Raw genomic sequence first — 25,881 nt, 5'->3', positions numbered from 1 at the left:
TGACCGGTGGCGGCTACTTCTTGCGAACCATTCCCATGATGTCCTTCACCGCGCCCATGGTTTCCGCCGCGATCACGCGGGCGCGGTCGGCGCCGTCGGCCAGCACCGCATCGACATAGGCGGCATCGGCGCTCAGCCGCTTCATCTCGGCGGCGAGCGGCGACAGCTTTTCGACCGCGAGATCGACCAGGCTGGACTTGAAGCCGGAGAACTGCGCGCCGCCGAATTCGCGCAGCACCTCGGCCTTCGGCTTGTCGGCCAGCGCGGCATAGATGCCGACCAGATTGTCGGCTTCGGGACGGGTCTCGAGGCCTTTTTCCTCCGACGGCAGCGGCTCCGGATCGGTCTTGGCCTTGCGGATCTTCTGCGCGATCGCCTCGGCATCGTCGGTGAGGTTGATCCGCGAATAATCCGACGGATCCGACTTCGACATTTTCTTGGTGCCGTCGCGCAGACTCATCACCCGGGTCGCGGCGCCGGTGATCACCGGCTCCGGCATCGGGAAATAGCCCCCGTCGTGACCATTGGCGGCGATCGACTCGGCGAAGTCGTTGTTGAACTTCTGGGCGATGTCGCGGGTCAATTCGAGATGCTGCTTCTGGTCCTCGCCGACCGGCACATGGGTGGCACGGTAGACCAGGATGTCGGAGGCCATCAGTACCGGGTAATCATATAGTCCAATGGAGGCGTTCTCACGGTCCTTGCCGGCCTTCTCCTTGAACTGGGTCATCCGGTTCAGCCAGCCGAGCCGCGCCACGCAGTTGAACACCCAGGCCAGTTCGGCGTGTTCGGCGACCTGGCTCTGGTTGAAGATGATCTGCTTTTTCGGATCGATCCCGGCGGCGATGAAGGCCGCGGTCACCTCGCGGGTGTTGCGCCGCAATTCGTTCGGGCCGCCCCACACCGCGACCGGCACGGTGATGGCGTGCAGGTCGACCACGCAATAGATACAATTATGCGTCGCCTGCAGTTTGACGAAATTCACGATGGCGCCGAGGTAGTTGCCGAGGTGCAGATTGCCGGTCGGCTGAACGCCGGAGAAAACCCGTTCGATCGTCATGATGCTGTTCCCGCGCGCGTCTGGCGCCATTCCGTGCCGTCAGGCGCCGTGCTCTGCCATGCGGGCGTCAGTCGTGCAAGCCGGCAGGCCGTCGGATCGCGCGCAGCAGCTCTGACGGGCTGACGACACCGAGCAGCACCAGCAGTCCGCCATAGATCGCAACGGCGCCCGCGATCACGAGCAAGAGCGCCGCCGCCTGGATCGCACTATGGGCCTGCGCCACCAGCGGCAGCGCGAATGTCGCCTTCAGCCATAGCAGCCCGGCCATCGCCAGCGCGGCGATCGCGATCAGCACCAGCCGCCGCCGCGCGTCTGCCGTCAGCGACAGACCGAACGTCGCCGCGCCGCGCCGGATCAGCAGGGCGGCCGAGCCCCAGGCACCGAGCGCCACCGCGGCGGCGACGCCGCCGATGCCGAACCACGGTGCCAGCAGCAATGCCGCGACGATCGCGACGCCGAGCCCGCCGAGCATCGCCCGCAGCGGACTGCCGGTGTTGTCGCGGGCGAAAAACGCCGGTGCCAGCGCCTTGGTCAGCACCTGCGCCGGCAGCCCCAGCGCCAGCAGCGCCAGCGCCTGCGCAGTCGCCGCAGTGTCGGCGGCGCCGAACGCGCCGTGCTCGAACAGCAGCCGCACGATCGGCTGGCTCAGCACGACCAGCCCCAGCATTGCCGGCAGCGCCAGTCCGACCGCCAGTTCCAGCGCGCGCGATTCCGCCTGCGCGATCGCCGCGGGATCGTCGGCGCGCACCGCGCGGGTCAGTTCCGGCACCAGCACGGTGCCCATCGCGGTGCCGACGATGCCGAGCGGCAGTTCGATCAGCCGGTTGGCGAAATACAGCCACGACACCGCGGCCGGCACAGCCGAGGCGATCACCGCGCCGGCGACGATCAGCCATTGCGGCCCGGAATTCGCCAGCATCCCGGGCAGCGCGCGGCCGAGGAAGCCGCGCATTTCGGCGTCGAAGGCCAGCCGCAGCGGCGTCGCCACCGCGTCGCCGCGCCGCCACGCCAGCGTCAGCAATTGCAACAAGCCGGCGACGCCGACGGTCGCCGCCAGGATCAGTGCGGCCTCGGCAGCGTCACGGCGCCAGATCAGCAGCGCGATGGTCGTGCCGATGAGGGCGAGGTTGAACAGCAGCGGCGAGAACGCCGTCAGCGCGAAGCGATGCTGCGCATTCAACAGCCCCATCATCACCGCGACCGGACCGGCGAAGGCCAGATAGGGCAGCATCAAGCGGGCGTCGTCGACCGCGCGTTGCAGCGTCGGCTGGCCGACGAACCCCGGCGCCAGCGCGGCGATCACCAGCGGCATCGCGACGCCGAGCAGGATCGCCATCGCCAGCGTGGCCACGCCGATGCTGCCGACCAGCCGGCCGGCGAAGGCCGCGGCCACCGCTGGTCCATTGAGGTCGCGCAGCCGCAGCCAGGCGGGCACCAGCGCGGCGTTCAGCGCGCCTTCGGTCAGCAGCCGTCGCGTCACATTGACCAGCTGAAACGCCAGCAGAAACGCGTCCGCGACGCCACCGGCGCCGAGCAGTGCTGCCACCAGCGCATCGCGAACGAATCCCAACAGCCGCGACGTCAGCGTTCCGGCGGAGACGGTGAGGATCGGGCGGATCATCGCGCGGGGAAGCCTTGCTGGCGAAGGGTTGAACGTGATAGGTCGCGGCTCGATCAGCCAGCCTTTACATGCCAGCGAGTTGGACCGGATTTTCCGCGCCCTCGCAATTGCCGCAACGGGATATTCTCATGACTTCAGCGAAATACGACGTGCTCGCGATCGGCAATGCGATTTTCGACGTGCTGGTGCGGACCGAGGACGATTTCCTGGTCAAGCACGGCATGGTGAAGGGCGGCATGGCGCTGATCGACGAGGCCCGCGCCGCCGCGATCTACGCGGCGATGGGGCAGGCGGTGGAAATGTCCGGTGGCTCGGCCGCCAACACCATCGTGGGCCTGGCCAATTTCGGCGCCCGTACCGCCTATGTGGGCAAGGTCAAGGACGACCAGATCGGGAGACTCTACAGCCACGACATCCGCGCCGCGAAGGTGGCGTTCGAGACCAAAGCGGCCGCCGATGGCCCCGCCACCGGCTGCTCCTACATCCTGGTGACGCCGGACGGCGAGCGCACCATGAACACCTATCTGGGCGCCGCCCAGGACCTCGGCCCCGACGACATCGACCCGATCCAGATCGCCGGCTCGGCGATCGTCTATCTGGAAGGCTATCTGTGGGACCCGAAGAACGCCAAGGACGCGTTCCTGAAAGCCTCGACCATCGCCCATGACGCCAAGCGCCAGGTGGCGCTGACGCTGTCGGATGCGTTCTGCGTCGATCGCTACCGCGACGAATTCCTCGAGCTGATGCGCTCCGGCACCGTCGACCTGATCTTCGCCAACGAATCCGAACTGCATGCGCTGTACCAGACCGCGGATTTCGACACCGCGCTGAAGCAACTCGCGCTCGACGTCAAACTCGGCGTCGTCACCCGCAGCGAGAAGGGCTGTGCGGTCGTCACCAAGGACGAAGTCACGCTGGTCCCGGCCGCGAAGATCGACACGCTGGTCGACACCACCGGCGCCGGCGATCTGTTCGCCGCCGGCTTCCTGTTCGGCCTGGTGCGCAACGCCGGTTATGAAAACGCCGGCCGACTCGGCGCGCTGGCCGCCGCCGAAGTGATCCAGCACATCGGCGCCCGTCCGCAGACCTCGCTGCAGGATCTGGCGCAGCAGAACGGGTTGCCGGTCTGATTCTTCCGCTGGGCAGGCGAGACGCGCCGCCGCACCAAAGGCAGTCATTCCGGGGCGCGAGAGCGCAGCTCGAGCGAACCCGGAATCTTGCGGCACGGTGTGGCGGCAGAGATGACGGTGTGCTGCTGCGCGAGATTCCGGGCTCACGCGCCGCTGGCGCGGCGCGTGCCCCGGAATGACGCTGGTTGGTATCAAGTCGTCGTCGCGGCGATCGTTACGCCGTCTTCGCGGCCGTCAGTCCAAGTCGTGACTCTACCGTGTCGCGCATGATGAATTTCTGGATCTTGCCGGTCACGGTCATCGGGAATTCTCCGACGAATTCGATGTAGCGCGGGATCTTGTTGTGGGCGATCTGGCCCTGGCAGAACGCCCGCACCTCGTCGGCGGTCAGCGTCTCGCCGGCGCGGACGCGGATCCATGCGCACAGCTCCTCGCCATAGCGATCGTCGGCGACGCCGAAGATCTGGACGTCCTGGATCTTCGGGTGGCGATAGAGGAATTCCTCGATTTCGCGCGGATACAGGTTCTCGCCGCCGCGGATCACCATGTCCTTGATGCGGCCGACGATGTTGCAATAGCCCTCGTCGTCGATCACCGCGAGATCGCCGGTGTGCATCCAGCCGGCCTTGTCGAGCACGTCGGCGGTCTTTTCCGGCTCGTCCCAATACCCCAGCATCACGCTGTAGCCGCGGGTGCAGAGTTCGCCGCGCGCGCCGCGCGGCACCACCCGGCCCTCGAGATCGACCACCTTGACCTCGACATGAGGATGAATCCGTCCGACCGTCGCGACCCGGCGCTCCTCCGGATCGTCGACGGCGCTCTGGAAACTGACCGGGCTGGTCTCCGTCATGCCGTAGGCGATCGTCACCTCGCGCATATTCATCTGGTCGTTGACGCGGCGCATCACCTCGACCGGGCACGGGGCGCCCGCCATGATGCCGGTGCGCAGCGACGTGAGATCGAAGCTGGCAAAGTCCGGGTGGTCGAGTTCGGCGATGAACATCGTCGGCACGCCGTACAGCGCGGTGCATTTTTCACGCTCGACGGTCTGCAGCGTGGCGAGCGGATCGAAGCCTTCGCCCGGATACACCATGGTGGCGCCACAGGTCACCGCGGCGAGGTTGCCCATCACCATGCCGAAGCAGTGATACAGCGGCACCGGAATGCAGATGCGGTCGCGTTCGGTCAGCCGCATCGCGCGGCCGACGAAGTAGCCGTTGTTGAGAATATTGTGATGGGTCAGCGTCACGCCTTTCGGCGACCCGGTGGTGCCGCTGGTGAACTGGATGTTGACCGGATCGTCGAACTGCAGCGTGTCGGCCAGCGTGGCGAGGGTCTCGCGCTGGCGCGCACCGCCCATCCGCGCGACATCGTCGAACGGAATTGTCCCGGGACAGAGCGGGCCGCCGACCTGAATCACCGCGCGCAGCATCGGCAGCTTCGCGGCCTTCAACTGACCCGGCTGCGCCTGCGCCAGTTCGGGGATCAGCGTGTTGAGCATGTCCATGTAGTTGCTGGTCTTGAACGCGGTGGCGGTGACCAAAGCGGCGCAGCCGACCTTGGCGAGCGCGAATTCCAATTCGCTCAGCCGGTAGGCCGGATTGATGGTGACCAGGATCAGCCCGGCCTTGGCGGCGGCGAATTGGGTCAGCGTCCATTCCGGCCGGTTCAGCGACCACACCCCGATCCGGGCGCCGCGCTCCAGCCCGAGGGCGAGGAAGCCGGCGGCGAGCGCATCGACCCGGGCGGCGAAGTCGCGCCAGCTCCAGCGCACATCGTGAGAGGGCGACACCAGCGCCTCGCGGTCGGGCCAGCGCCGCGCGGCGCGGTCGAGGCCGCGGCCGATGGTGTCGCCGAGCAGCGGCGCATTGGCGACGCCGCAGACGTAACTCAAGGCTTTGTCGGTCAAATCCAGGCTCCTCGATGGATGCCGGCGAGATCGATCGACCTCGCCGGCAAGATGGAATGGCTCACGCCGCCCGCTGCGCGGCGTCGAGCGCCGTATAGATGCCGCGTTCGAAGCCGGCGAAGGCGTCCAGGCAGCGGTCGTCCGCGAACGGCAACACCTGCATCAGGATCACCCCGCAGATGTCGCGCGCCGGATCGATCCAATAATAGGTGTTGGCGAGCCCGGCCCAGGCCAGGCTGCCGGCGCTGCGGCCCTCCGGCGTGGTCACATTGTTGATCATGAAGCTGAGGCCCCATTTCTTGTCGATGCCGGGATAGAGATCGACGTCGTTGGTCACCATCGCGATCGCGGAGGTCATCTTGGTCATGGTGAGATCGCCAATGTGGTTCTGGCTCATCAGCGCAACGGTTTCGGGCTTCAGCACCTGGTTGCCGTTGCCGCGGCCCCTATTCAGGATCATCTGGACGAATTTGATGTAGTCGGCGGCGGTGCCGTACAGCCCGCCGCCGCCCATGTGGAATTCGGGGTCCTGCTCCAGTTCGAACGGAATCGGCGTCAGCGATCCGTCGGGGCCGCGGGCATGCATCGCCACCAGCCGCGCGCGCATCGCGTCGCTGATCTTGAAGCCGGTATCGGTCATGCCGAGCGGCTGCAGCAGATGATCGCGCAGATAGGCGTCGAGCCGCACGCCGCTGGCCGCCTCGACCGCCTTGCCGACGAAATCGATACCGATGCCGTATTCCCAGCGGGTGCCGGGGTCGGACATGATCGGGGTTTGCAGCGCGGCGTTGAGGCAAGAGGTGACGCCCGGCGTCCCGGTCTTTTCGCGATAGATCACCATGTCGGCGTTCCACATGTCGTAGCAGAAGCCGGAGGTGTGGGTGAGTAGATGCCGCAGCGTGATCGGATTGTTGGCCGGTCGCAGTCTCGGCTCGCCATTGTGGTCGAAGCCTTCCAGCACCTGCGGCGATGCCAGTTCCGGCAGCAGCCTGTCGATCGGTTCGTCCAGCGACAGCTTGCCCTGCTCGACTAGTTGCATCGCCGCGGCGGCGGTGACCGCCTTGGTCATCGACGCGATCCAGAACACGCTGTCGGCGGTCATCGCATCGGGCTTCGAGAGGTCGCGCTTGCCGAACGCGCCCTGGTACACCACCTCATTGCCGCTGGCCGCCATTGCGACCACGCCGGGAATCTCTCCGTTCTCGCATTTTTGACGCAAAACCTGATCGATCTGTGCCGTTCCTTGCATCACATCCTCCCATTTTGGTTTTCTTGTAACCGGGCAATTGTCCACCCGCTTTCCGTTTCCGGCAAGCCGGCAGATCGCAGCACCCCGGCGGTCGCGGACTCGTGAAGCGACGTAAGTCCGCAAAGTGTTGAGCTGGATTTTGTCGCGGCCTGGAGGAGCGGCCATTTGGCCGCGTCGCGATGGATGAGGGATCGATATCCTCATGGTTCGAGACGGGAAGCCGCGATCGTCATCACATCGTCGAGGGGTTGAAAGCCGCCGGTGCGTGCCAGGCTATTTGAGCCTATACTTTGTAACATGCCGGCCGCACTGTCGGCTCCGCTGCGCGATTCAAAAAATGCTGGAGGAGAGTCAAAGATGTCCCCGACCGCCGCTGCCCGTACGCCCACAGTCACCGGTCCGTCGCTGCGCGACCGTCTGAAGGATTCCTCGCTGCTGCGCGAGCAGTGTTTCATCGATGGCGCCTGGACCGGCACGCCGTCCAATCCCGTCACCAACCCGGTCAACGGGATTGATCTCGCCAAGGTGCCGAAGCTGAGTACCGCGGAAGCGACGCAAGCGGTGGAAGCCGCCGAACGGGCGTTTCCGGCCTGGGCCAAGCTCACCGCCAAGCAGCGTTCCAATATCCTGCGCAGATGGTTCGATCTGATCGTCGCCAACCGCGAGGACCTGGCGCTGATCCTGACCTCGGAGCAAGGCAAGCCGCTGACCGAAGCGCTGGGCGAAGTCGACATCGGCGGCGCCTATGTCGAGTTCTTCGCCGAGGAAGCGCGCCGGGTCTATGGCGAGACGATTCCGACGCAGCGGCCGGACGCGCGTTTGATCGCGATCCGGCAGCCGATCGGGGTCTGCGGCGCGATCACGCCGTGGAATTTTCCCTGCTCGATGATCACCCGCAAGGTCTCACCGGCGCTGGCGGCGGGCTGCACCGTGGTGCTGAAGCCCGCCAACGAGACGCCGCTGACCGCGCTGGCGCTGGTGGCGCTGGCCGAGCGGGCCGGGGTGCCGAAGGGTGTGTTCAACATCCTCACCGGCAATTCCTCGGCAATCGGCAAGGTGCTGTGCGAGCATCCGGCGGTGCGCTTCGTCGGCTTCACCGGCTCGACTGAAGTCGGCAAGATTCTGTATCAGCAGGCCGCCGTGGGGGTGAAGAAACTCGGGCTCGAACTCGGCGGCAACGCCCCGTTCATCGTGTTCGACGACGCTGACATCGACGCCGCGGTGGATGGCGCGATGGTGTCGAAATATCGCAACATGGGCCAGACCTGCGTCTGCGCCAACCGGCTCTATGTCCAGGACGGCGTCTACGACGCCTTCGTGGAGAAGCTCGCCGCCAAGGTCGGTGCGATGAAGATCGGCGACGGAACCGAAGCCGGCGTGACGCAGGGGCCGCTGATCAACGAGGCGGCGGTGGAGAAGACCGAGAAGCACATCGCCGACGCGGTGGCCAACGGCGCCAAGGTGATCATCGGCGGCAAGCGCCATGCGCTCGGCGGCACCTTCTTCGAACCCACCGTGTTGTCGAACGTCCGGCCCGACGCGCTGGTGGCGCATGAGGAAACCTTCGGCCCGCTGGCGCCGGTGTTCCGCTTCAGCACCGAGGACGAGGTGATCAAGCTCGCTAATGATTCCCCGTTCGGGTTGGCGAGCTACTTCTATTCGCGCGATCTCGGCCGGGTCTGGCGGGTCGCCGAAGCGCTGGAGTCGGGCATGGTCGGGGTCAATTCCGGCCTGATCACCACCGAAGTGGCCCCGTTTGGCGGCGTCAAGGAATCCGGTCTCGGTCGTGAGGGCTCGCATCACGGCACGGAGGAATATGTCGAGATCAAATATGTGATGATGGCGGGGATCTGAGCGCGCCGCATACCGATTGCGATGACGGGCGTTATCGCCGCAACACGCCGATGGTGCGGTTGGCGAAGGTCAGACGCTCCGCCATCACCGACATGAAATAGACCAGCAGCGCCTGGCCCAGCTTCGGATTCTCGGTCTTGATAGCGTCGAACGCGGCGGCGGGCAGCACGTAGAGCGTGCTGTCGATGTCGGCCTCGATGGTGGCGCTGCGCGGCTGGCCCGACACCATGCCCATTTCGCCGATGGTGGTGAAACGGCCGAGGCTGCGTACCCGCATCACGCGGCCGAGATCGGTCGGCACGATGATATTGACCCGTCCCTCGACGATGAAGTGCATGCAGTCCGCGGCCTCGCCGACCCGCGCGATGACCTCGCCCGCCGCGACCTTGACCCGGCGGCAGCGCCGCGTCAGCTCCTCGGCCAGCACGTCGCTGCCGAGCACGCCCGCGAGCCAGCCGATCAGCGTACCTTCGTCGCCTTCATGCTTGCCGTGGCGGGCGATCAGCTCATTTTCGCACCACTCCAGCGCGTGATCGAGCTCCGGCATCACCACGACGTCGCCGGAGATGAATTGGCTGGCGCGCAGGATTTTGGCCAGCGGCGGCGGCAGGTTGACCAGCACCAGCCGGGCGCCGCGCTCCTGCGACAGCCGCTTGATCTGGGCAAAGCTGTAGGCCGCCGAGGAATCCACGCCGTTGACCAGCGTGAAATCGAACACCAGGTGTCGGCACTCGGGGTAACGCTGCAGCAGCACCTTGACGTGCTGATACAGTCGGTTGGCCGATCCGAAGAACAGATAGCTCTGCAAGTTCAGGCCCTGGATCTCGCCGCCATGGGCGTTGAGCAACGCCACGTCGACGCCGGCGCGGTCCAGCGAGCTGCGATATTCGGTGGCGTTGAAGCCGAACTTGATCGAGTTGATTCGCGACGCGCTGAGAGCGAAGGTCATGCAGCCGATTATGGTGCCGATCAGCACGCCGGCGATGAACCCCCACTGCACGATGATGACGACGATGGCGATCAGCGAGACGTAGTCAGTGACCGACAGCCGATGCCGGGAATCGACGATCCAACGCTTCAACTGGCCGAAGCCGAGCTGCAACAACAATCCGCCGAGCACGAATTTCGGCACATGGCCGAGGAACGCCGGATCGAGCACCAGCATCAGCGCCGCCATCGCTGCCGTGGTCAGACCGGAGATCCGCCCGCGGCCGCCGCTGCGATAGTTCAACAGCGAACGGCTGATCGAGACGCAGCCGGAATAGCCGCCGAGCGCCCCTGACAACATGTTGGCGAGACCGCCGGCGGTGAGTTCGCGGTCGAGATCGGCCTCGCGGTGGGTCTCGACCTCGATCCCGGTGGTGTTGAACAGGGTGCCGATCGCGGTGACGAAGATCACCGCGATGACGTTGCCGAGCAGTTCGGGCAGCGTGTCCCAAGGATATTGCGCGATCGTGGCGAAATGCCACGGCAGCAGCAGCGACGACGGCGCCGGGGTGGCGAAGGTCCAGCCCAGTCGCTGCGCCTCGGCGGCCGAGATACCGGCGAAGCCGAACCCGATTTGCGCCAGGATCAGGCTGCAGAGCAGCACCGTCGGCAGCACGAACGCGCTCTTGGTTCGGCGCAGCGCCAGCGTAATCGCACCCGCGACCGCGCCGCCGGCGGCGATCTGCGCGATGCTGGCCTCGCTGTAGCCGGCGATCGCCTGCAAGGTTACAGCGTGGCCGGTGATCACCTTGACCGCGCCGAGCACGATCAGGAATCCGGTGGCGCCGAGGAAGCCACCGATCACCGGATAGGGCACATAGCGGATGGCGCGGCCGACCCGCGACATCCCGAGCGCGCACAGCAGCACCCCGGTCAGCAACGTCGCCGCAGAAAGCGTCAGCAGCACCGGCTCCAGCAGCGACATGCCGGGATGTTCCGCGATCAGCCGCTCGGTCAGCGACGCAGACAGGATCGCGGCGACCGCGGCGGTCGAACTGTCGACGCCGGCCACGGCGAAGCGGAACGAACTGCCGAGCGCCACCACCAGCGCCAGCGCCGCCGACGAGACGAAGCTCGCCGCCAGCCCGTAGCCGAGCCAGGGCAGCAGCGGCCCGGAAAAGATCAGCACCGCGTAGGACAGGCCGTAGGTGATGGTGAGAAGACCGGCGACGGCGCCGCCGAACAGGTCGGCTGGCCGGACCTGAAGCCGCATACCGGCGCCGCGTGAATGACTGCGGTCGGTGGCGATCAGATGCGGTTCATTCATGGCAACCCGTACTCAGCTCGCGACATCGGGATCGTCATCCGCAACCGCGCGCCAAGCGCGGCACCGCGTTACCTCATCTCTCGTAGACGAGCGCGCCGCGTGCCGACAAGCACAATATTATGACATTGACAGGGTTCAGCGGTCGCTCGCGCGGTCGCCGCCGAATGCGCCATGGCGGCCTTCGCCCGCGGCGAACCGCGACGCGCCGGACAGCGTTTCGCCCGAGGCGATCACCGCGAGTCCGCCGCGCATTTCATTGGCGATGGCGTCCTCCTCGGGCAGGTCCCATTGCTTCAGCGCCGACAGCCGATCGGCGCGCATGCAGGTCTGCGGAAATTGTGCGATCTCCTTTGCCAGCGTGATCGCAAGCGTCGCCGCCTCGCCGCGGCGGACCAGCCGATTGGCGAGCCCGATCCGATGCGCTTCGATGCCGGAGACCGGTCGTCCGGTCAGGATCAAATCCATCGCCTGGGAATGGCCGATCAGCCGCGGCAGCCGGATGGTGCCGAGATCGATCAGCGGCACGCCGAAGCGACGGCAGAACACGCCGAAGGTGGCGTCCTCGGCGGCGACCCGCATGTCGGCCCACAGCGCCAGCTCGAGGCCGCCAGCGACCGCATAGCCTTCGATCGCGGCGATCACCGGTTTCGACAGCCGCAGCCGACTCGGCCCCATCGGCGCGATGGTCTCGTGGCCGCCGATCTCGCGCATCTTGTTGAGGTCCCCCTCCGCCACCGCCTTGAGATCGGCGCCAGCGCAGAAATGGCCACCTATCCCGGTAAACACCGCCACCGAGGCAGTGTCGTCGGCGTCGAACGCCAGAAAGGCGTCGAACAATTTCCGCGCGGTCAGGCCATCCACCGCGTTGCGGCGCTCCGGACGATTGATCGAAACGATCGTCACCGGGCCGTCGCGTTCGACCAGGATGGTGTCGTTTTGGCTCATGCTAGTGCTCCCGGGTGTTCTTGTTGTTCCGCCGATCGAAGTATCAAGCAGATTTGGACAAGCGCAACCTCAACTTCGTCGCGCCGTGCTGGCGCTGAAGAGACAGCCGCCGCCGCGTCCAATTTCATCGATGGAGCGAGCCTTAAGGCCGGTACCGGACTCGAAGCTATCACCGTACGCCGTTGGGATCGGGCGGATCGACAAATCCCGTCGCCTCAGTCGACCACTAGCTCCTTGCCGGTCAGCCGGCGATAGGCCTCGAGGTAGCGCTTGCTGGTGGCCTCGACCACGGCGGCCGGCAAGGGCGGCGGCGGGGCTTCGCCGTTCCAGCGGCCGGCGCGGCGTTCGGCGTCGAGATAATCGCGCAGCGGCTGCTTGTCGAACGACGGCTGCGGCCGTCCCGGCTGGTAGGCGTCGGCGGCCCAGAATCGCGACGAATCCGGCGTCATCACCTCGTCGATCAGGATGATGCGGCCGTCGCGGTCGCGGCCGAATTCGAACTTGGTGTCTGCGATGATGATGCCCTGCTCGCGGGCGATCGCCTCGCCCTGGGTGTAGACCGCGCGGCTCATGCTCTCCAGCGTGTAGGCGTCCTCGGCGCCGACCACTTCGCGCATCTGCGCGATGGTGATGTTCTCGTCGTGGCCGGTCTCGGCCTTGGTCGCCGGACTGAAGATCCACGGCTCGAGCTTGGCGCTTTCGAGCAGGCCAGCCGGCAGTTTCTCGCCGGCCAGCGTGCCGGAGGCGGCATATTCCTTCCACGCCGAGCCGGTCAGATAGCCGCGGATCACGCATTCGATCGGAAACACAGTGGTGCGCCGGCACAGCATCGCCCGGCCGGCCAGCGCCGCGCGTTGCCCGGCCAGCGCCGGCACTTGGGCGATGATGTCGTCGGCGTCGGACGAGATCATGTGGTGCGGCACCACGCCGCCGAGCTGGTTGAACCACCAGGCACTGATCTGGGTCAGCACCGCGCCCTTCATCGGAATGGTCTCCGCCATCACCACGTCGAACGCGCTGATCCGGTCGGTGGTCAACAGCAGCAGGCGGTCGGCGTCGACGGCATAGATATCGCGGACCTTGCCGCGCCCGATTTTCTCAAGGGGCAGGTCGCTGGCGAGCATCGTGGTCATGGGCGGGACTTTCAAGGCAACGCGAAGCCGGCGGGCGCCGGGATGCGCGAAATTGGAATCGATGCGGGATTGTATCATTCGGGCAGCGGAATGAACTCGGTCTCGTCGGGGACCTGGGCGAAGCGGCCGGTTTTCCAGTCCTGCTTGGCCTGCTCGATCCGCTCCTTGCTGGAGGAGACGAAATTCCACCAGATGTGGCGCGGACCTTCCAGCGCGTCGCCGCCGAGGAACATCATCCGCGCCCGGCTGATGGCGCGAACGGTAATGCGGTCGCCGGGTCGGAACACCAGCAGGCACGGACCGACATGGCGGTCGCCGGCGATCTCGATCTCGCCGTCGACGACGTAGATCGCGCGCTCCTCATGGTCGGGATCGAGCGGCACGCTGATTCCGGCCTCGACCATGACCTCGGCATAGAACCATGGCGACACCATCGTCACCGGCGACGACTGGCCGAAACTCGAACCGGCGATGATCCGCGCGGTGAAGCCGGTGTCGGACACGGTTGGCAGCGTGGCGGCGCCGAAATGCTGGAACGACGGCGCAATCTCTTCCGAGCCCGCCGGCAAGGCAATCCAGCTCTGCAGCCCGAGCATCTGCTGGCCGTCGCGGCGCTGCAGGTCGGGTGTGCGCTCGGAATGAGCGATGCCGCGGCCGGCGGTCATCAGGTTCATCGCGCCGGGCGCGATCTCCTGAATGTTACCCTCGCTGTCGCGGTGCATGATGCGGCCGTCGAACAAATAGGTCACGGTGGCGAGTCCGATATGCGGATGCGGCCGCACGTCCATGCCCTTGCCGGACATGAACTGCACCGGGCCGAAATGATCGAAGAAGATAAACGGGCCGACCATCTGCCGCTTGCCGTGCGGCAGCGCCCGGCGCACCGCGAAACCGTCGCCGAGATCGCGGGTGCGCGGCACGATGATCAGCTCCAGCGCGTCGCAGGTCTGTGCATCGCCGAGCAGCGGATCGTTCGACGGCATCCAGCTCATGGGCGGCTCCTTTGACGGCTTGCTCAGATCATCGCCGGCGTGTCGACCGCCGGCGCGCGCGTCGCCAGCAGCTTGCGCACCGCCGATGACGACGCCACCTGGCCGCGCTCGGCGAACGCCTCGTGGTTGGTTTCGATCTCGCCCAGCGCATAGAGATAATTGACCATCAGGCCGTGCGACTGCCGCATGCCGTTGGCGGAGCGATCGCCGAGAAAATTCAGCCGCTCCAGCCGCGCGCCGTTGCCGAGGTGAAACCGCGCCACCGGATCGACCGGCTGGCCGCGCGGCGTCCTGGCCTCGAGGAAATATTCCGCCGCCAGCGGCAGCAGCACAGCCTTGACCCGTTCGGCCAGCTCCGGCTGCTCGAACCAGTCCGCCGTGTCCAACGCGTCGAGCGTGATGCGCGTCGCGACGTCGAACCGCGACGGATGCGCCTCGCGCTCGCGCCGCAGCCACGCCGCGAAGCCCGGCACCGGCGACAGCGTCACGAAGGTCTGCAGATTCGGCAATTCGCGCTTGATGTCCTCGACCACCTGCTTGATCAGGAAATTGCCGAACGAAATCCCGGCCAGGCCCTTCTGGGTATTGGAGATCGAATAGAACACCGCGGTGGTTGCCTCCGACGCGGCGATCGGGGCGCGCTTGAGGTCGAGCAGCGGGCTGATCGCCGCAGGGTTCTCGCGGGTCAGCGCCACCTCGACGAAGATCAGCGGCTCGTCGACCAGTTGCGGGTGGAAAAAGCCGTAGCAACGCCGGTCCGGCGGCGCCAACCGTGCCCGCAGGTCGTCCCAGTCGCCGATGGCGTGCACCTGCTCGTAGCGGATGATCTTTTCCAGGATGTTGGCCGGCGTGGTCCAATCGATCCGCTGCAGCACCAGGAAGCCGCGATTGAACCAGGACGAGAACAGATGCACGAAATCGGCGTCGACCAGCTTGAGCTGCGGATGGTCGGCGATCTGCCCGAGCAGTGCCTCGCGCATTCGGACCAGCGACGCGGTGCCGCCGGGCGCCAGATTGAGCCGACGGATCAGTTCCTGACGGCGCGGCTCAGCGGCCTCGTGCAGCCGCCCCACCGCCTGCGGCGAGGTGTCGCCGTCGCGCACCGCGTCGATCGCGGCGTTGAGTTCCGCCAGATCGGGACCGAATTGTTCCGCCAGCGCGTTGAGGAAGCCCAACTGGTCGGCTTCGCTGGCCCCGGCGTAGCCGGCATGCAGCGAATTCGCCAGCGCGACGCCGGTCGCCTCGCCGCGTCGCGACAGCAGCGTCTCGCCGAGCGCGATCAGGTCGGCCTGCGACATCGGCGCCGAACTGCTGCGGCCGAGCAGGCTGCGGCCACGTTCGGTGAGGGTGTTGAGCAGGCCACCGAGGAAGCTCGAACTGCGGTCCGTGCCAGTGGTCGGCATTAATGCGTGTCTCCTGATGACGCGGGCACGATCGCACCGAACCTTAGCCAACCGCGGTTGCGATTGCCAATCGGCGATCGCATCCGCGAGCCGCGCGAAAAGCACGCAGCTCTCGACCGCGAGAGCCGCGCCGGGCGCCGTCCGCCTATTCGGTCCGCAGCGCGCGGCGAAACAGTTTGCCGGTCGGGCCCGTCGGCAACTCGTCGACCGAATGAAACGCCTTCGGCACCTTGAAGCCGGCGAGATGACGCTGCTGGCGCAGGAAGGTTCCGAGTTCGTCGGCCGACGGCAATGCGCCGCGGGCGACGATGTAGGCTTCGATGCGTTGACCGAGCGCAGGGTCCGGCTGACCGACCACCGCGCATTGCGCGACCGAAGGATGCGCGAGCAGCGCGTGTTCGATTTCCTCGCCGGAGACCTTGATGCCGCCGCTGTTGATGACGTTGTCGATCCGGCCCATCACCCAGAGATAGTTGTCGGCATCCAGACGCCCGAGATCGCCGCTGCGCCACCAGCCGTCGCGGAACTTCTCGCGTGTCAGCGCTGCGTCGTTCCAGTAGCCGGCCGCGAGCGACGGACCGGAGATCGCGATCTCGCCGGTCTCTCCCTGCGGCAATTCGTCGTCGAAGCCGCCGCCGGGTGCGAGGATCTTCACGTCGCCGCCGACCACCGGGCGGCCGCTGCTGCCGAGCTTGCCGCGCTCCATCAGGTCGCGCGTGTTCGCCATCACCCCGGAGGCCGTAAAGGCTTCGCCCGACAGATAGACGCAACAGATGTTCCTGCAGATCCGATCGTGGAGCTGCCGCACGTCGGTTTCCGCCGGCGCCTCGCCGGAAATCGACACCAGCGTCAGCGCCGACAGGTCGTATTTCTCCGGCTGGGCGTCGAACACCATCCGCCACATCGTCGGCACCAATGGCGCCATGGTGATGCGTTCGCGCTGGCAGGACTCCAGGAATGCCGGCGGCGTGAACGTCTTGCCGAAGCAGATTTTGGCTTTAGCGGCGACGAACGGCAACACGATGATCGGCCATGCCGCGAAAGATGGCTGCATGTAGAGCAGCGTGGCGCTGTCCGGGCTGATAGGCCCCATTACAACCTGGCCGCCCTTGGCCGCCTCCAGCAGCGACTTCTGGGTGTGCATGATGCCCTTCGGCTTGCCGGTGGTGCCCGACGACATCACGATCGCCGCGATATCCGCCGGTCGCGTGCGCCGCGCCACGAGGTCGAAGCGGCCGCGCGCGGCGACGATGGCGGCGTAGTCTGTCGCGGCGTCGCCGGTCGTGCCGAGGCTGATGCACTGCACCGCGACGCCTGCCGCCGCGACCGCGTAGGCCGCTAGCGCCGCGAGGTCATCATCATGCACCAGCACTTTCGCGCCCAGCCAGGCCAGCGCTTGGCCGAGCCGTTCCGGGGTTTCGCGGACGTGCAGGCTGCAGGCCACGCGTCCGCTCAGCGGCGCGGCGAACCACGCCGCAGCGTGGCGCGCCGAACTGCGGCTGAGGTAGGCGATCACATCGCCCGGCGCCGCGCCGAGCGTTTCAAAGCCATGCGCCAGCGCCCGCGCCGCATCCAACGCGTCGAAGCCGGTGATGCGATCGACGTCATCAACGAACAGTTCGTCGCGGCCGCGCCACTGCGCCGAGCGAATGAACAGGTCGCTCGCTGTTTCGATCGACGGCGTATGGAATCGGCGGTGAAGTGAGCCGGCCTCGTTGTGCTCCAAGCTTTCGTTCATCCTTCCCCCGTTCGTTCCGCCGCTTCGGCGCCGATTTCTCGAAATACTAACAATTCCACTCGAACTGAGCAAAATTGCTCGCGAGGGCTGTGTGTATTGGGGCAGCCTGATCGCTCTGATTCGACGATTCAGGCTCTGCGGCAACGAATCATCAGCAATGACGCTGAAGGGTCGACATTGTGAGCGATAGCGCCGAGATTCAGAAGCTGCTTCGCCAGCAAGCGGCGATCGCCGGGTTCGGCAGTTTTGCGCTTCGCGAGTGGGACTTGAACAAGATCCTGGCCGAAGCGGTCAAGGTCTGCGCCGAAGGCCTTGATGTCCGGTTCAGCAAGGTCTGCCGCTACCGTGCCGAGGAAAACGACCTACTGGTTGTCGCCGGGTTCGGCTGGAACGACGGCGTGGTCGGCTATGTGGTGTCGCGCGCGGATATGAGTTCGCCGCAAGGCCGCGCCTTCTGCACCGGCGCACCGTCGGTCTGCGACGATATCCGGCAGGCCGGGTTCAATCTGCCGCCATTCTATGCCGAGCACGGCATCGTCTCGATCATCGACGTCATCATCAAAGGCGATCATGACCAACCCTACGGCATTCTCGAGATCGACTGCGATCAGCATCAGAAATTCGACCAGTACGACATCAATTTTCTCACCGGCTTTGCCAACGTGCTGGCGGAAGCGGTTGCGACCGCGGCGCGGGCGGCGGAACTTCAGGTGACCATCGACCAGATGAAGGCGCTGGCCGCGGAGAAGGAGCAATTGCTGCAAGCCAAGGAGGCTGCCGATCTGCAACTACGCCAGGCACAGAAAATGGAGGCGGTCGGGCAGTTGACCGGCGGCATCGCCCACGACCTCAACAACATCCTTACCGTGATCGTGGGCAATATTGAATTGCTGGTCGAGGGGGTTGCCGACCGGCCGCAACTCGCGGCGCTGGCGAAGATGGTCGATGACGCCGCCGCACGCGGCGCCGACCTGACCCAGCGGCTGTTGGCATTCGCCCGCAAGCAGCCGTTGCAGCCGCGCGAAGTCGACGTCAATGCGCTGGTGTTCGAGGCGACCAATTTGCTGCGGCCGACGCTAGGCGATCACGTCGAGATCGCGATGGTGCTGGCCAGAGACATGCCTCGCGCGCTGATCGACCCCAGCCAGCTCTCCAACGCCCTCCTCAATCTGGCGCTTAACGCCCGCGACGCGATGGGGAAGGGCGGCAAACTCTCGATCGAAACCAGCAATGTTGTTCTCGAAGACGGTTGCGAAATTTGCAACGACGGCGTCAAGCCAGGTCCCTACGTGCTGATCGCGGTGACCGATACCGGCCATGGCATACCCGCCGCGATTCTCGACCTGGTCTGCGAGCCGTTCTTCACGACCAAGGAGGTCGGCAAAGGCTCCGGCCTCGGTCTCAGCATGGTGCTGGGCTTCGTCAAGCAATCCGGCGGGCATATCCGGATTGAAAGCGACGAGGGACTGGGCACGACGATCCGAATCTATTTGCCGCAAGCGACTGGTGTTGCTCAATCCGCCGCGGTGGTAACGAGTCCTGCATCGGTCGAGGGCGCGCGCGAGACGATCCTTGTGGTCGAAGACGATGAACTGGTACGAAACTTCGTGATCGCGCAAATACAGAACCTAGGTTATCTGACGCTGGCAGCGGCCAACGCCGAAGAAGCCCTCGTTGTCGTCAACAGCTCGCAGCATATCGATCTGTTGTTCACCGACATGATCATGCCGGGCGCGCTGAACGGTCGTCAGCTCGCCGATCGGGCGCTGCAGTGCAGGCCGTCGCTCAAGGTGCTGTTCACCTCCGGCTATTCCGACGAAACCATCATCCATTATGGACGGCTCGATCCCGGCGTCTTGCTGCTGGCGAAGCCCTATCGCAAGGGCGACTTGGCGCGGATGATCCGCAGCGCGCTAGCTGCGGAATCCACGGTGCTGTCGTCCGCGGTAGAACCGGAGGCGTCGATGCGCGACCGGTGCGCGATGCAGCCGCCGAGCGCGGCCTGAGCCGCGCCGCTTTCGGGCGGCCGTGATCGCCCCGCGCGATTGCAACCTTCGCTCGATGCGCTAGCATCGCCTCCGTGACGACGCTGGCGCGACCAATGCGCGCGCATGATGATCCCGGGGAGAAAACCGATGCTTGCGCCGATCGGGGCAGGGTCCAATCTGGCGCAGCTGAACGGTCCTGTGCTCGAGACCGCGCGTCTGATTCTGCGGCCCTGGCGCGAGGCCGATATCGCGCCGAACACCGCGATGCTTTCCGATCCCGGCACTGCGCGATTCATCACCGCCGATGGCAAGGCGGTGACCGATCCGTTGCTTGGCTGGCGCAATGCGGCGGTGATGTCCGGGCACTGGGCGCTGCACGGCTTTGGCATGTTCGTGGTCGAGGAAAAATCCAGCGGCGCCTTTCTCGGTCGGGTCGGGCCGTGGTACCCGCCGAACTGGCCCGGCTTCGAGGTCGGCTGGGGCATTGTGAACCACGTGCGCGGAAAGGGCTACGCAGTCGAGGCGGCGCGGGCGTCGATCGACTGGGTGTTCGCGACTTTCGAGCTCGACCAGATCGCGCATTGCATCGATTGCGAGAACGTCGCGTCGCAGGCGGTGGCGCGACGGCTTGGCGCGCAGATTCAAGGGCAGATCGACCTGTTCGGGCATCCAGCCGATCTATGGGTGACGCGGCGAAGTAGCTGGCAATCCGAACCCGGATAGTGACCACGGCCGCGCCGAAAAACTTCAATGCGTCGTTCAAAATTGCTCAGACGGCACGATTACATGGATGCAGACTACCTTTGAGGAAAAGTCGGCGAGACTGGAATCTCGCGACGCATTTCAATCAGGGCGCCCAAGGAAGGGACTCCGACTACACCCCCGTCGGATTCTGCCATGGACGTTACGACCCAGCCGACAGGCCGGAGGACTGCCGTTTGCTAGGTCTTGACTTACCCGGGTTCGCGGTGTTCTCGGCTAGCTGAACAGTCGCTATTAGCGCCCCAGTCTCGTCGCTTCGCCGACCCGCGCCAGACTCTCCAGCGCCAGGATCGCGTCGGCGAATTTCTCCGCGCGGCCATCCAGCACAGGACGCGTGAGCAGCAGGAATTTCTGCGCCATCGCCTCATCGCTTGGAAACGAGTCCGGCTCGCCGGACGGATCGGCATAGAGCCGCTCATGCACGCCGTCGTCGGTGGTGATCGAGATCCGCGCGCCGAACGGATGGGTCTTACCCTCGAGCCGGTCGTCCTGCACCACCTCGAACTTGTCGGCCAGCGCGTCGATCGCCGCATCGCCGAGCCGCGCGTAGTCGTCCCAGCCGAACCGGCCCTGGTCCAGCGCCACCGCGCCGGTGAAGAACATCGAGAACTGGCCGCCGACGATCGAGGTCGGATGCCGCTTGGTGGCGGCGTCCCCGGTTAGCGTGATGCCGTTGCGGTGCAGCCCGATCTCGACCCGTTTGACCTGCTCCGGCGTCAGATTGTGCTCGCGGCGCATCGCGATCAGCGCGTCGAGCGCGGCGTGGGTGTAGCGGCAGCTCGGATAGGGCTTCACTCCGATCTTCATGGTCTCGTACACCGAGCCCAGCCCGGCCACGGCCTTTTCCGGATGGGCGTTGTCGCTGTAGCCGACCAAGAGGCCATGAATGCCTTCGACCGACTCCGTCGCGCCAAGAAAGTCATTGCGCGCCAGCGTCGCGGCGATCACGCCGTTCATCGCCGCGGCGCCGACCTGGTAGCGCTTGTTCCAGGCGCCGTTGACCAGGAATTGCAGCGAACCCGCCGCCTGACTGCCGGACACGCCGAACGCCGAAACGATCTGCTCCTGTGACAGGCCGAACAGCTTCGCGGCGGCGGCGGCGGCGCCATAGGTGCCGGCGGTCGCGGTGGGGTGAAAGCCGCGGGCGTAATGCGAGGTCGGATCGAGCGCATTGCCGAGCCGGCAGCACACTTCATAGCCGGCGACGATCGCGGTCAGCACCTCGCGGCCCGAGGCGCCGACCATTTCGCCCACCGCGAAGGCGGCGGGCACCACCGGCGCCGACGGATGCAGCGAGGAATCCGCATGGGTATCATCGAAATCCAGCGAATGGCCGAGCGCGCCGTTCAACAAGGCCGCCACCGCCGGGGTCCAGCTCTTGGCGTCGCCGAACACGGTGGCCTCGCCGTCGCCGTCGAGCGACAGCGCCTTCAGCATCTTCAGCAATGACGGGGTGGATTCGGCGTCGCGTCGCGCCCGGATCGCGCTGCCGAGGAAATCCAGCGTCAGCACCTTCGCGCGCGCCAGGACTTGTGGGGGAATGTCGTCGAATTTCAGCGCGGCGACGTAGCCGGCCAGGGTCGCAGTTTCGTTGGCCATTGGGGCTCCTGTTTTCCTGCAGGTTAGGCGCTGGCCGGACCGCGTTCAAGCTGCCATACCACGCCAGATTCGCAGCGAGCGCCGATTTGGCATGATCCGATGAAACAATTCTGGGCGCGATATCTTGCGCAATTGCGGCCGCGTCGGGCGCAATGGGGCCTAGCGCTGCGGGTGACGCTGGCGTCGCTGCTGGCGCTCGCGCTGGCGCAGGGGCTGCATCTGCGGTTGCCGCTGTGGGCGGTGCTGACCGCGATCATCGTGACGCAGCTTAGCGTCGGTCGCTCGCTGAAGGTGGCCGGGGATTATCTCCTGGGCACGGTCGGCGGCGCGATCTATGGCGGCGCGATCACCATTTTTGTGCCGCATCACAGCGAGTTGGCGCTACTCGGGGTGCTGGTGCTCGCGGTGGCGCCGATGGCGCTGCTCGCGGCGATCAAGCCCAGCCTGAATGTCGCCACCGTGACCGCGATCATCGTGCTGCTGGTGCCGACCATGACCCCGGTCGATCCGCTGGATTCGGCGATCGACCGGGTCCTGGAGGTCGCGGTTGGTTCGATCGTCGGGCTGTCGGTATCGTTTGTCGTGCTGCCGTCGCGGGCGCAGGGCCTCGCCATCGCCGCCTCCGCGCGCGCGCTCGACCTGATGGCGGCGGCGCTCGACGCCTTGCTCGCCGGCCTCACCGAGGGCCTCGATACCGACGCGCTGCACCGGCTGCAGGACGGCATCGGTGAAGCGCTGATGACGCTGAAGGACATCAGCGGCGAGGCGGAACGGGAACGCGCCGCCGGCCTGTCGCGAGGGCCGGACACCGCACCGCTGCTGCGCACGCTGCTGCGGCTGCGCCACGATCTGGTGATGGTCGGGCGCGCCGCCGCCGCGCCGCTGCCGAAGGAATTTCAGGATCGGCTCGGCCCGTCGCTGCAAAGCTTTCGTCTTGCAGCGACCGACTATCTGGCGGTCAGCGGCGTGGCGCTGCGCGGACGCGGCGCGCCGCCGTCACTCGCGCCATTGCAGTCCGCGCTCGATGACTACGCCGCCGAGGTCGCCGCGGTGCGTGGCGACGGCCTGACCCGGACGCTGCCGGGCGAGTTGGCGGAACGGTTCTTCGCACTCGGCTTCGCGTTGGAGCAGATGCACCAGAATTTTCGCGATCTGGAGATGCGGGTGACCGAGTGGGCGAAATCCGGCGAGATCGCCGAAACCAGCCCGGCCGCCTGAACATTGCCGTCTCGATGTCAGCGATTCCGCAGCGCTTCCAGTGCATGACGGCTCAGCCGCTCCGGATCGTGTTCGCCTCGCGATGCCTCGCCGAGAATGCTGGCGGAGAGAAACTGCAGCGCGCTCGACGGCGCCTGTAGCGGCAGCTCCTGCATGCATTTGTCGAGCGCGGCCGACATCGCCGCGACGGTCTGCGGTCCGAACGCATGGGTTCCTTGCGCTTCCAGACCGAACGGCTGCGCGTCCGGCTCACGCGGCTCTGCGCCGAGCCGGACGGTTTCGGCCAGCACGCACAGATAAATCAGGCCGGCTTCGGCCAGGACGTCCTGGTCGGCCTCGCCCGATTTGGCCGCCGCGACGATCCGGCTTGCGAGCCGCCTGCGATTGAGCTCGGTGCCGGCCTTGGTACCTTCGCGCTCGAGGAATCGGTCCCACGCACTGTCGAACGCCCGGGCCAAAGTGGCCTTGGTGTCGTCGACGGGGAGAAACTCGCCAATCTGGTTGCTATCATTGTCCACCGCTGCCAACCGCCAAAGCGGTCCGAAGTTCCGCGCGGCCTTGCCTCAATCCGCCAGCCGCCGCAGCATCGACCGCACCACCAGGCGATGGAACGGGATGATGGTCGCAAGATAGCTGCGGCCGAGCCAATTATGGGTCCGCACCAATGTGGTCGCGGTGACGCGGCGGCCCGGCGCGCCGACGTCGACCACGATGCGGAAATCCAGATGGATGTCGTCGAAGCCGGCGACGATTCGGTCCGGCGTTTCGCTCAGTACCGGAAACACCCCGATGTTGTTGCTGGCGATGGAATTGCCCGGCCCCGGCGTTTTCAGGCCGAACGGCGCCACGATGACGTTGCGCAATGCCATCAGCGCGTCGATCCAGGGCGGCCCGTGCTCGATCATCCGGATCGCGGCGTGGCGGGCGTCGAGTGTCGCATCATGGCTCGCCACGCTGTAGGCGTCGATGAATTGCGAGCCGGGCAACAGTGTGTCGGCGTCGACGTTGGGTTCGACCGCTTCGACTTGCATGCGTGGTGCTCCGGCCGCGAATGGCGGCGATCCCGGCAAGGGCTAGAACTTGACGACCATGGCATAAATCGCGGCGACCAGCGGCACCGTCGCGATCACGCCCCAGATGATCCAGAGCCGGGCGTCGCGCCGATAGCCGGGCGGGATCACGCCGCCCTGCGCGAAGGAGCGCGCCACCCGTGCCTGCCTGATTTGCAGCGGTACCAGAATCCCGAGCCAGATCACGCCTGAGATTCCAAACAGGATCTGCCCGGCGATCAGCCATGGCGCCGTGAACAGCGGCAACTCCTTAACGATCGCGGCGCCGTAGCCGCCGATCATGATCAGCGCGATGCCGACCAGCGTGAAAATGAAATCCGCCAATGTCACGCCGCGCTGAGCATGCGCGATGATGCGCGGATCGTCCGTCATGTCGGAGAGGACTTTCCAATACGCGGTGATCGTCACATTTCCAACCAGAACGACCACGCCGATCACGTGGAGAACCTTGAACACGTCGTACATTCGCGCTGATCCACGCATGCAGCTTGGCGAGCTTGCAGGCAGGTAAGAGGGCCTGGAAACCGGGCGGGGCCGGCCAGATTTGCTCGGGGTTTTAGCCGCAAATGTCAAATGCGCAAGGCGGCGCCATCCGCCGCCGGGGGCCGCCGCCAGCGGGTCGCACCAGCCGGGAAATCGCACCGGGTGCGATACCACGGCGTCGAGCCAGAGTGCTCGCTTGCCCCAGATCAGGTCTAGCGGGTGGCGAATATTGGAGGCTACAATGCCGGTTCTGCCGCGGGGGCGATAATGCGCGCAGAGCAATGGGGATCTTAGCTGGAGTGAAGGAATGAAGATGTCTTGTGCGGCCCCTTTTGGGGTGCTGCTGATGAGCGCAGTCGCCGTATTTCCAATGAACAGCGCTGGAGCCACGCCGCTCGGCGGATCAAGCCGAGCCGCTTTCGCCGGTAGCACCAGCCTGCAATTGGATTCCGTGCTGCCGATCGAGCGGGTCCAATTAGACAAGCCGCTCGGGTCTGGCGGCGGTGGCGCGGGCGTCGCTCGTCGCGGCGGGGGTGGCGCGGTCGTCAATCGTGGCGGTGGCGGCGGCGGTGCGGGTGTCAATCGCGGCGGCGGCGGTCAGCGCTTTGGCGGAGGCGGTAACGGTCGCCGTGGCGGCGGCGGAGGCGGTTTCGATCCTGGCGCGGCAGCAGCGGTCGGCATCATTGGCGGCATCGTCGGCATGGCCGCTGAACAAAGCGCCCGTGAGCAGGCCGAACGTGAATACCGGGAGGAGCAACGCTACCGTCGCAATCAACGCCGGTACTATCGAGACTAAAGTTTGGTAATGGCCATGGGCGCAGTCAACTCTTGGCTGCGCCCCGCGATTTGATCGGCGACTCATCCGCTTGAGCATCGATGCCTTGGCCGCCGGCCGATTCAGCATTTGATCTTTCTGCAAACCCGCCGCTGCATGGCGGATTATTCGCAAGGATGAGTAAAATGGCGTCTAAGCGTAAGTCCCCGTATCCAGTAATCGTCGGTCGCTATTTCGGTCTCCGCCGCCTGATGGCTGGCGCGAGCATATTGATCGCCACGGCAGGGCTGTCGGCGTCGGCCGCCCGGGCCCAGAGCTGCCAGGAGTTGTGGGTCGAGCGCAACAGCTACTACAAGGACGCTGGCTACTGCTTCAAGACCAGGCGCGCGATCTCGTATTTCGGCAATCGCGGCTGCAGCTACGAATATGAGGCGGACGTGCCGCTGTCGCGGGGAATTCGCGAGCGGATCGCCGATATCAGGGCGATGGAGCAACGTCGCGGCTGCGACTGAGGCGAGCCGCGCTGCCGCCCGCTTGCTTTGCTGGCGGCGAATCAATTTCACTGGCAAGATTGGCGCGCTGGATTACGGAGATCCGGCACGCCGAATAGCGCCAATCCAAGCGGTGGGCGCGTCGGTTCGGTTCGGCCCGGAATTGAGGGCTGGGTTTGCGTTCGTTAGATTTCTGTCGTTGGAATG

The 25,881-nt window shown here is 65.9% G+C and carries 21 protein-coding genes; 7 read left to right on the top strand and 14 right to left on the bottom strand.

Translation table 11 applies throughout. The features are described 5' to 3' along the window. Positions 1-13 precede the first annotated feature (13 nt). Positions 14-1,060: a tryptophan--tRNA ligase gene (gene trpS, locus HXX15_RS06065; RefSeq protein ID WP_296513699.1), complete on the bottom strand. Its 1,047-nt coding sequence runs from the start codon at positions 1,058-1,060 to the stop codon at positions 14-16. A 67-nt stretch (positions 1,061-1,127) separates the two neighbouring features. After that, on the bottom strand, positions 1,128-2,681 hold the full coding sequence (gene murJ / locus HXX15_RS06060; RefSeq protein ID WP_296513697.1) for a murein biosynthesis integral membrane protein MurJ: 1,554 nt from the start codon (positions 2,679-2,681) through the stop codon (positions 1,128-1,130). Positions 2,682-2,809: 128 nt separating this feature from the next. Here murJ and HXX15_RS06055 point away from each other — a divergent pair, with 128 nt between their 5' ends. Then, a complete protein-coding gene (locus HXX15_RS06055) occupies positions 2,810-3,811 on the top strand; it encodes an adenosine kinase (RefSeq protein ID WP_296513695.1) in 1,002 nt (333 codons plus the stop codon). Between the two features lie 214 nt (positions 3,812-4,025). On the opposite strand, the gene HXX15_RS06050 is transcribed toward HXX15_RS06055, so the two are convergent. Beyond that, on the bottom strand, positions 4,026-5,720 hold the full coding sequence (locus tag HXX15_RS06050) for an AMP-binding protein (RefSeq protein ID WP_296513692.1): 1,695 nt from the start codon (positions 5,718-5,720) through the stop codon (positions 4,026-4,028). 61 nt (positions 5,721-5,781) lie between these two features. Beyond that, a complete protein-coding gene (locus tag HXX15_RS06045; protein ID WP_296513688.1) occupies positions 5,782-6,969 on the bottom strand; it encodes a serine hydrolase domain-containing protein in 1,188 nt (395 codons plus the stop codon). 357 nt (positions 6,970-7,326) lie between these two features. Here HXX15_RS06045 and HXX15_RS06040 point away from each other — a divergent pair, with 357 nt between their 5' ends. Continuing rightward, positions 7,327-8,823 carry an NAD-dependent succinate-semialdehyde dehydrogenase gene (locus tag HXX15_RS06040; RefSeq protein ID WP_296513686.1) on the top strand — a complete coding sequence of 499 codons (1,497 nt, stop codon included), beginning with the start codon at positions 7,327-7,329 and terminating at the stop codon, positions 8,821-8,823. A gap of 31 nt (positions 8,824-8,854) precedes the next feature. Here the strand turns inward: HXX15_RS06040 and HXX15_RS06035 are convergent, their stop codons facing one another. The 6 genes from HXX15_RS06035 to HXX15_RS06010 form a co-directional block, all read right to left on the bottom strand. Beyond that, a complete protein-coding gene (locus HXX15_RS06035) occupies positions 8,855-11,077 on the bottom strand; it encodes a SulP family inorganic anion transporter (RefSeq protein WP_296513683.1) in 2,223 nt (740 codons plus the stop codon). Positions 11,078-11,212: 135 nt separating this feature from the next. Further along, positions 11,213-12,022 (bottom strand): crotonase/enoyl-CoA hydratase family protein, encoded by an 810-nt coding sequence (locus HXX15_RS06030; protein ID WP_296513680.1) that lies wholly within the window; start codon positions 12,020-12,022, stop codon positions 11,213-11,215. Between the two features lie 215 nt (positions 12,023-12,237). Further along, positions 12,238-13,155 carry a phosphoribosylaminoimidazolesuccinocarboxamide synthase gene (locus HXX15_RS06025; protein ID WP_296513678.1) on the bottom strand — a complete coding sequence of 306 codons (918 nt, stop codon included), beginning with the start codon at positions 13,153-13,155 and terminating at the stop codon, positions 12,238-12,240. 74 nt (positions 13,156-13,229) lie between these two features. Beyond that, positions 13,230-14,147: a pirin family protein gene (locus tag HXX15_RS06020; RefSeq protein WP_296513675.1), complete on the bottom strand. Its 918-nt coding sequence runs from the start codon at positions 14,145-14,147 to the stop codon at positions 13,230-13,232. Positions 14,148-14,170: 23 nt separating this feature from the next. After that, entirely contained in the window at positions 14,171-15,550 is a 1,380-nt protein-coding gene (locus HXX15_RS06015; RefSeq protein WP_296513673.1) for a malonyl-CoA decarboxylase, read from the bottom strand. Positions 15,551-15,695: 145 nt separating this feature from the next. Next, positions 15,696-17,288 (bottom strand): class I adenylate-forming enzyme family protein, encoded by a 1,593-nt coding sequence (locus HXX15_RS06010; protein WP_296513671.1) that lies wholly within the window; start codon positions 17,286-17,288, stop codon positions 15,696-15,698. A gap of 179 nt (positions 17,289-17,467) precedes the next feature. Here HXX15_RS06010 and HXX15_RS06005 point away from each other — a divergent pair, with 179 nt between their 5' ends. Both HXX15_RS06005 and HXX15_RS06000 read left to right on the top strand, forming a co-directional pair. Then, positions 17,468-19,294 carry an ATP-binding protein gene (locus tag HXX15_RS06005; protein WP_296513669.1) on the top strand — a complete coding sequence of 609 codons (1,827 nt, stop codon included), beginning with the start codon at positions 17,468-17,470 and terminating at the stop codon, positions 19,292-19,294. A gap of 129 nt (positions 19,295-19,423) precedes the next feature. Then, entirely contained in the window at positions 19,424-19,999 is a 576-nt protein-coding gene (locus tag HXX15_RS06000) for a GNAT family N-acetyltransferase (RefSeq protein WP_296513667.1), read from the top strand. A 273-nt stretch (positions 20,000-20,272) separates the two neighbouring features. Here the strand turns inward: HXX15_RS06000 and HXX15_RS05995 are convergent, their stop codons facing one another. Next, on the bottom strand, positions 20,273-21,637 hold the full coding sequence (locus HXX15_RS05995) for an MmgE/PrpD family protein (protein WP_296513665.1): 1,365 nt from the start codon (positions 21,635-21,637) through the stop codon (positions 20,273-20,275). Positions 21,638-21,736: 99 nt separating this feature from the next. On the opposite strand from HXX15_RS05995, the gene HXX15_RS05990 reads away from it, so the two are divergent. Then, a complete protein-coding gene (locus tag HXX15_RS05990; protein ID WP_296513663.1) occupies positions 21,737-22,855 on the top strand; it encodes an FUSC family protein in 1,119 nt (372 codons plus the stop codon). Positions 22,856-22,872: 17 nt separating this feature from the next. Here HXX15_RS05990 and HXX15_RS05985 read toward each other — a convergent pair whose 3' ends face one another. The 3 genes from HXX15_RS05985 to HXX15_RS05975 are packed head-to-tail and all read right to left on the bottom strand — an operon-like array spanning position 22,873 to position 24,390. Then, positions 22,873-23,373, bottom strand: a complete 501-nt coding sequence (locus HXX15_RS05985) for a hypothetical protein (protein ID WP_296513662.1) — start codon at positions 23,371-23,373, stop codon at positions 22,873-22,875. Between the two features lie 45 nt (positions 23,374-23,418). Further along, a complete protein-coding gene (locus tag HXX15_RS05980) occupies positions 23,419-23,886 on the bottom strand; it encodes a DUF2867 domain-containing protein (RefSeq protein ID WP_296513660.1) in 468 nt (155 codons plus the stop codon). Positions 23,887-23,928: 42 nt separating this feature from the next. After that, on the bottom strand, positions 23,929-24,390 hold the full coding sequence (locus tag HXX15_RS05975; RefSeq protein ID WP_296513658.1) for a DUF2269 family protein: 462 nt from the start codon (positions 24,388-24,390) through the stop codon (positions 23,929-23,931). Between the two features lie 364 nt (positions 24,391-24,754). Here HXX15_RS05975 and HXX15_RS05970 point away from each other — a divergent pair, with 364 nt between their 5' ends. Continuing rightward, the gene (locus HXX15_RS05970; protein WP_296513656.1) at positions 24,755-25,204 is read left to right on the top strand and encodes a hypothetical protein; all 450 of its coding nucleotides are present in this window, start codon (positions 24,755-24,757) and stop codon (positions 25,202-25,204) included. Positions 25,205-25,452: 248 nt separating this feature from the next. After that, positions 25,453-25,695, top strand: coding sequence for a YARHG domain-containing protein (locus HXX15_RS05965; RefSeq protein ID WP_296513654.1), 243 nt, complete (start codon positions 25,453-25,455; stop codon positions 25,693-25,695). Positions 25,696-25,881: the final 186 nt, after the last annotated feature.

Source organism: Rhodopseudomonas sp. (assembly GCF_013377015.1).
Lineage (GTDB): Bacteria > Pseudomonadota > Alphaproteobacteria > Rhizobiales > Xanthobacteraceae > JARJEH01.
This window is presented reverse-complemented; position numbering and strand designations above follow the sequence as displayed.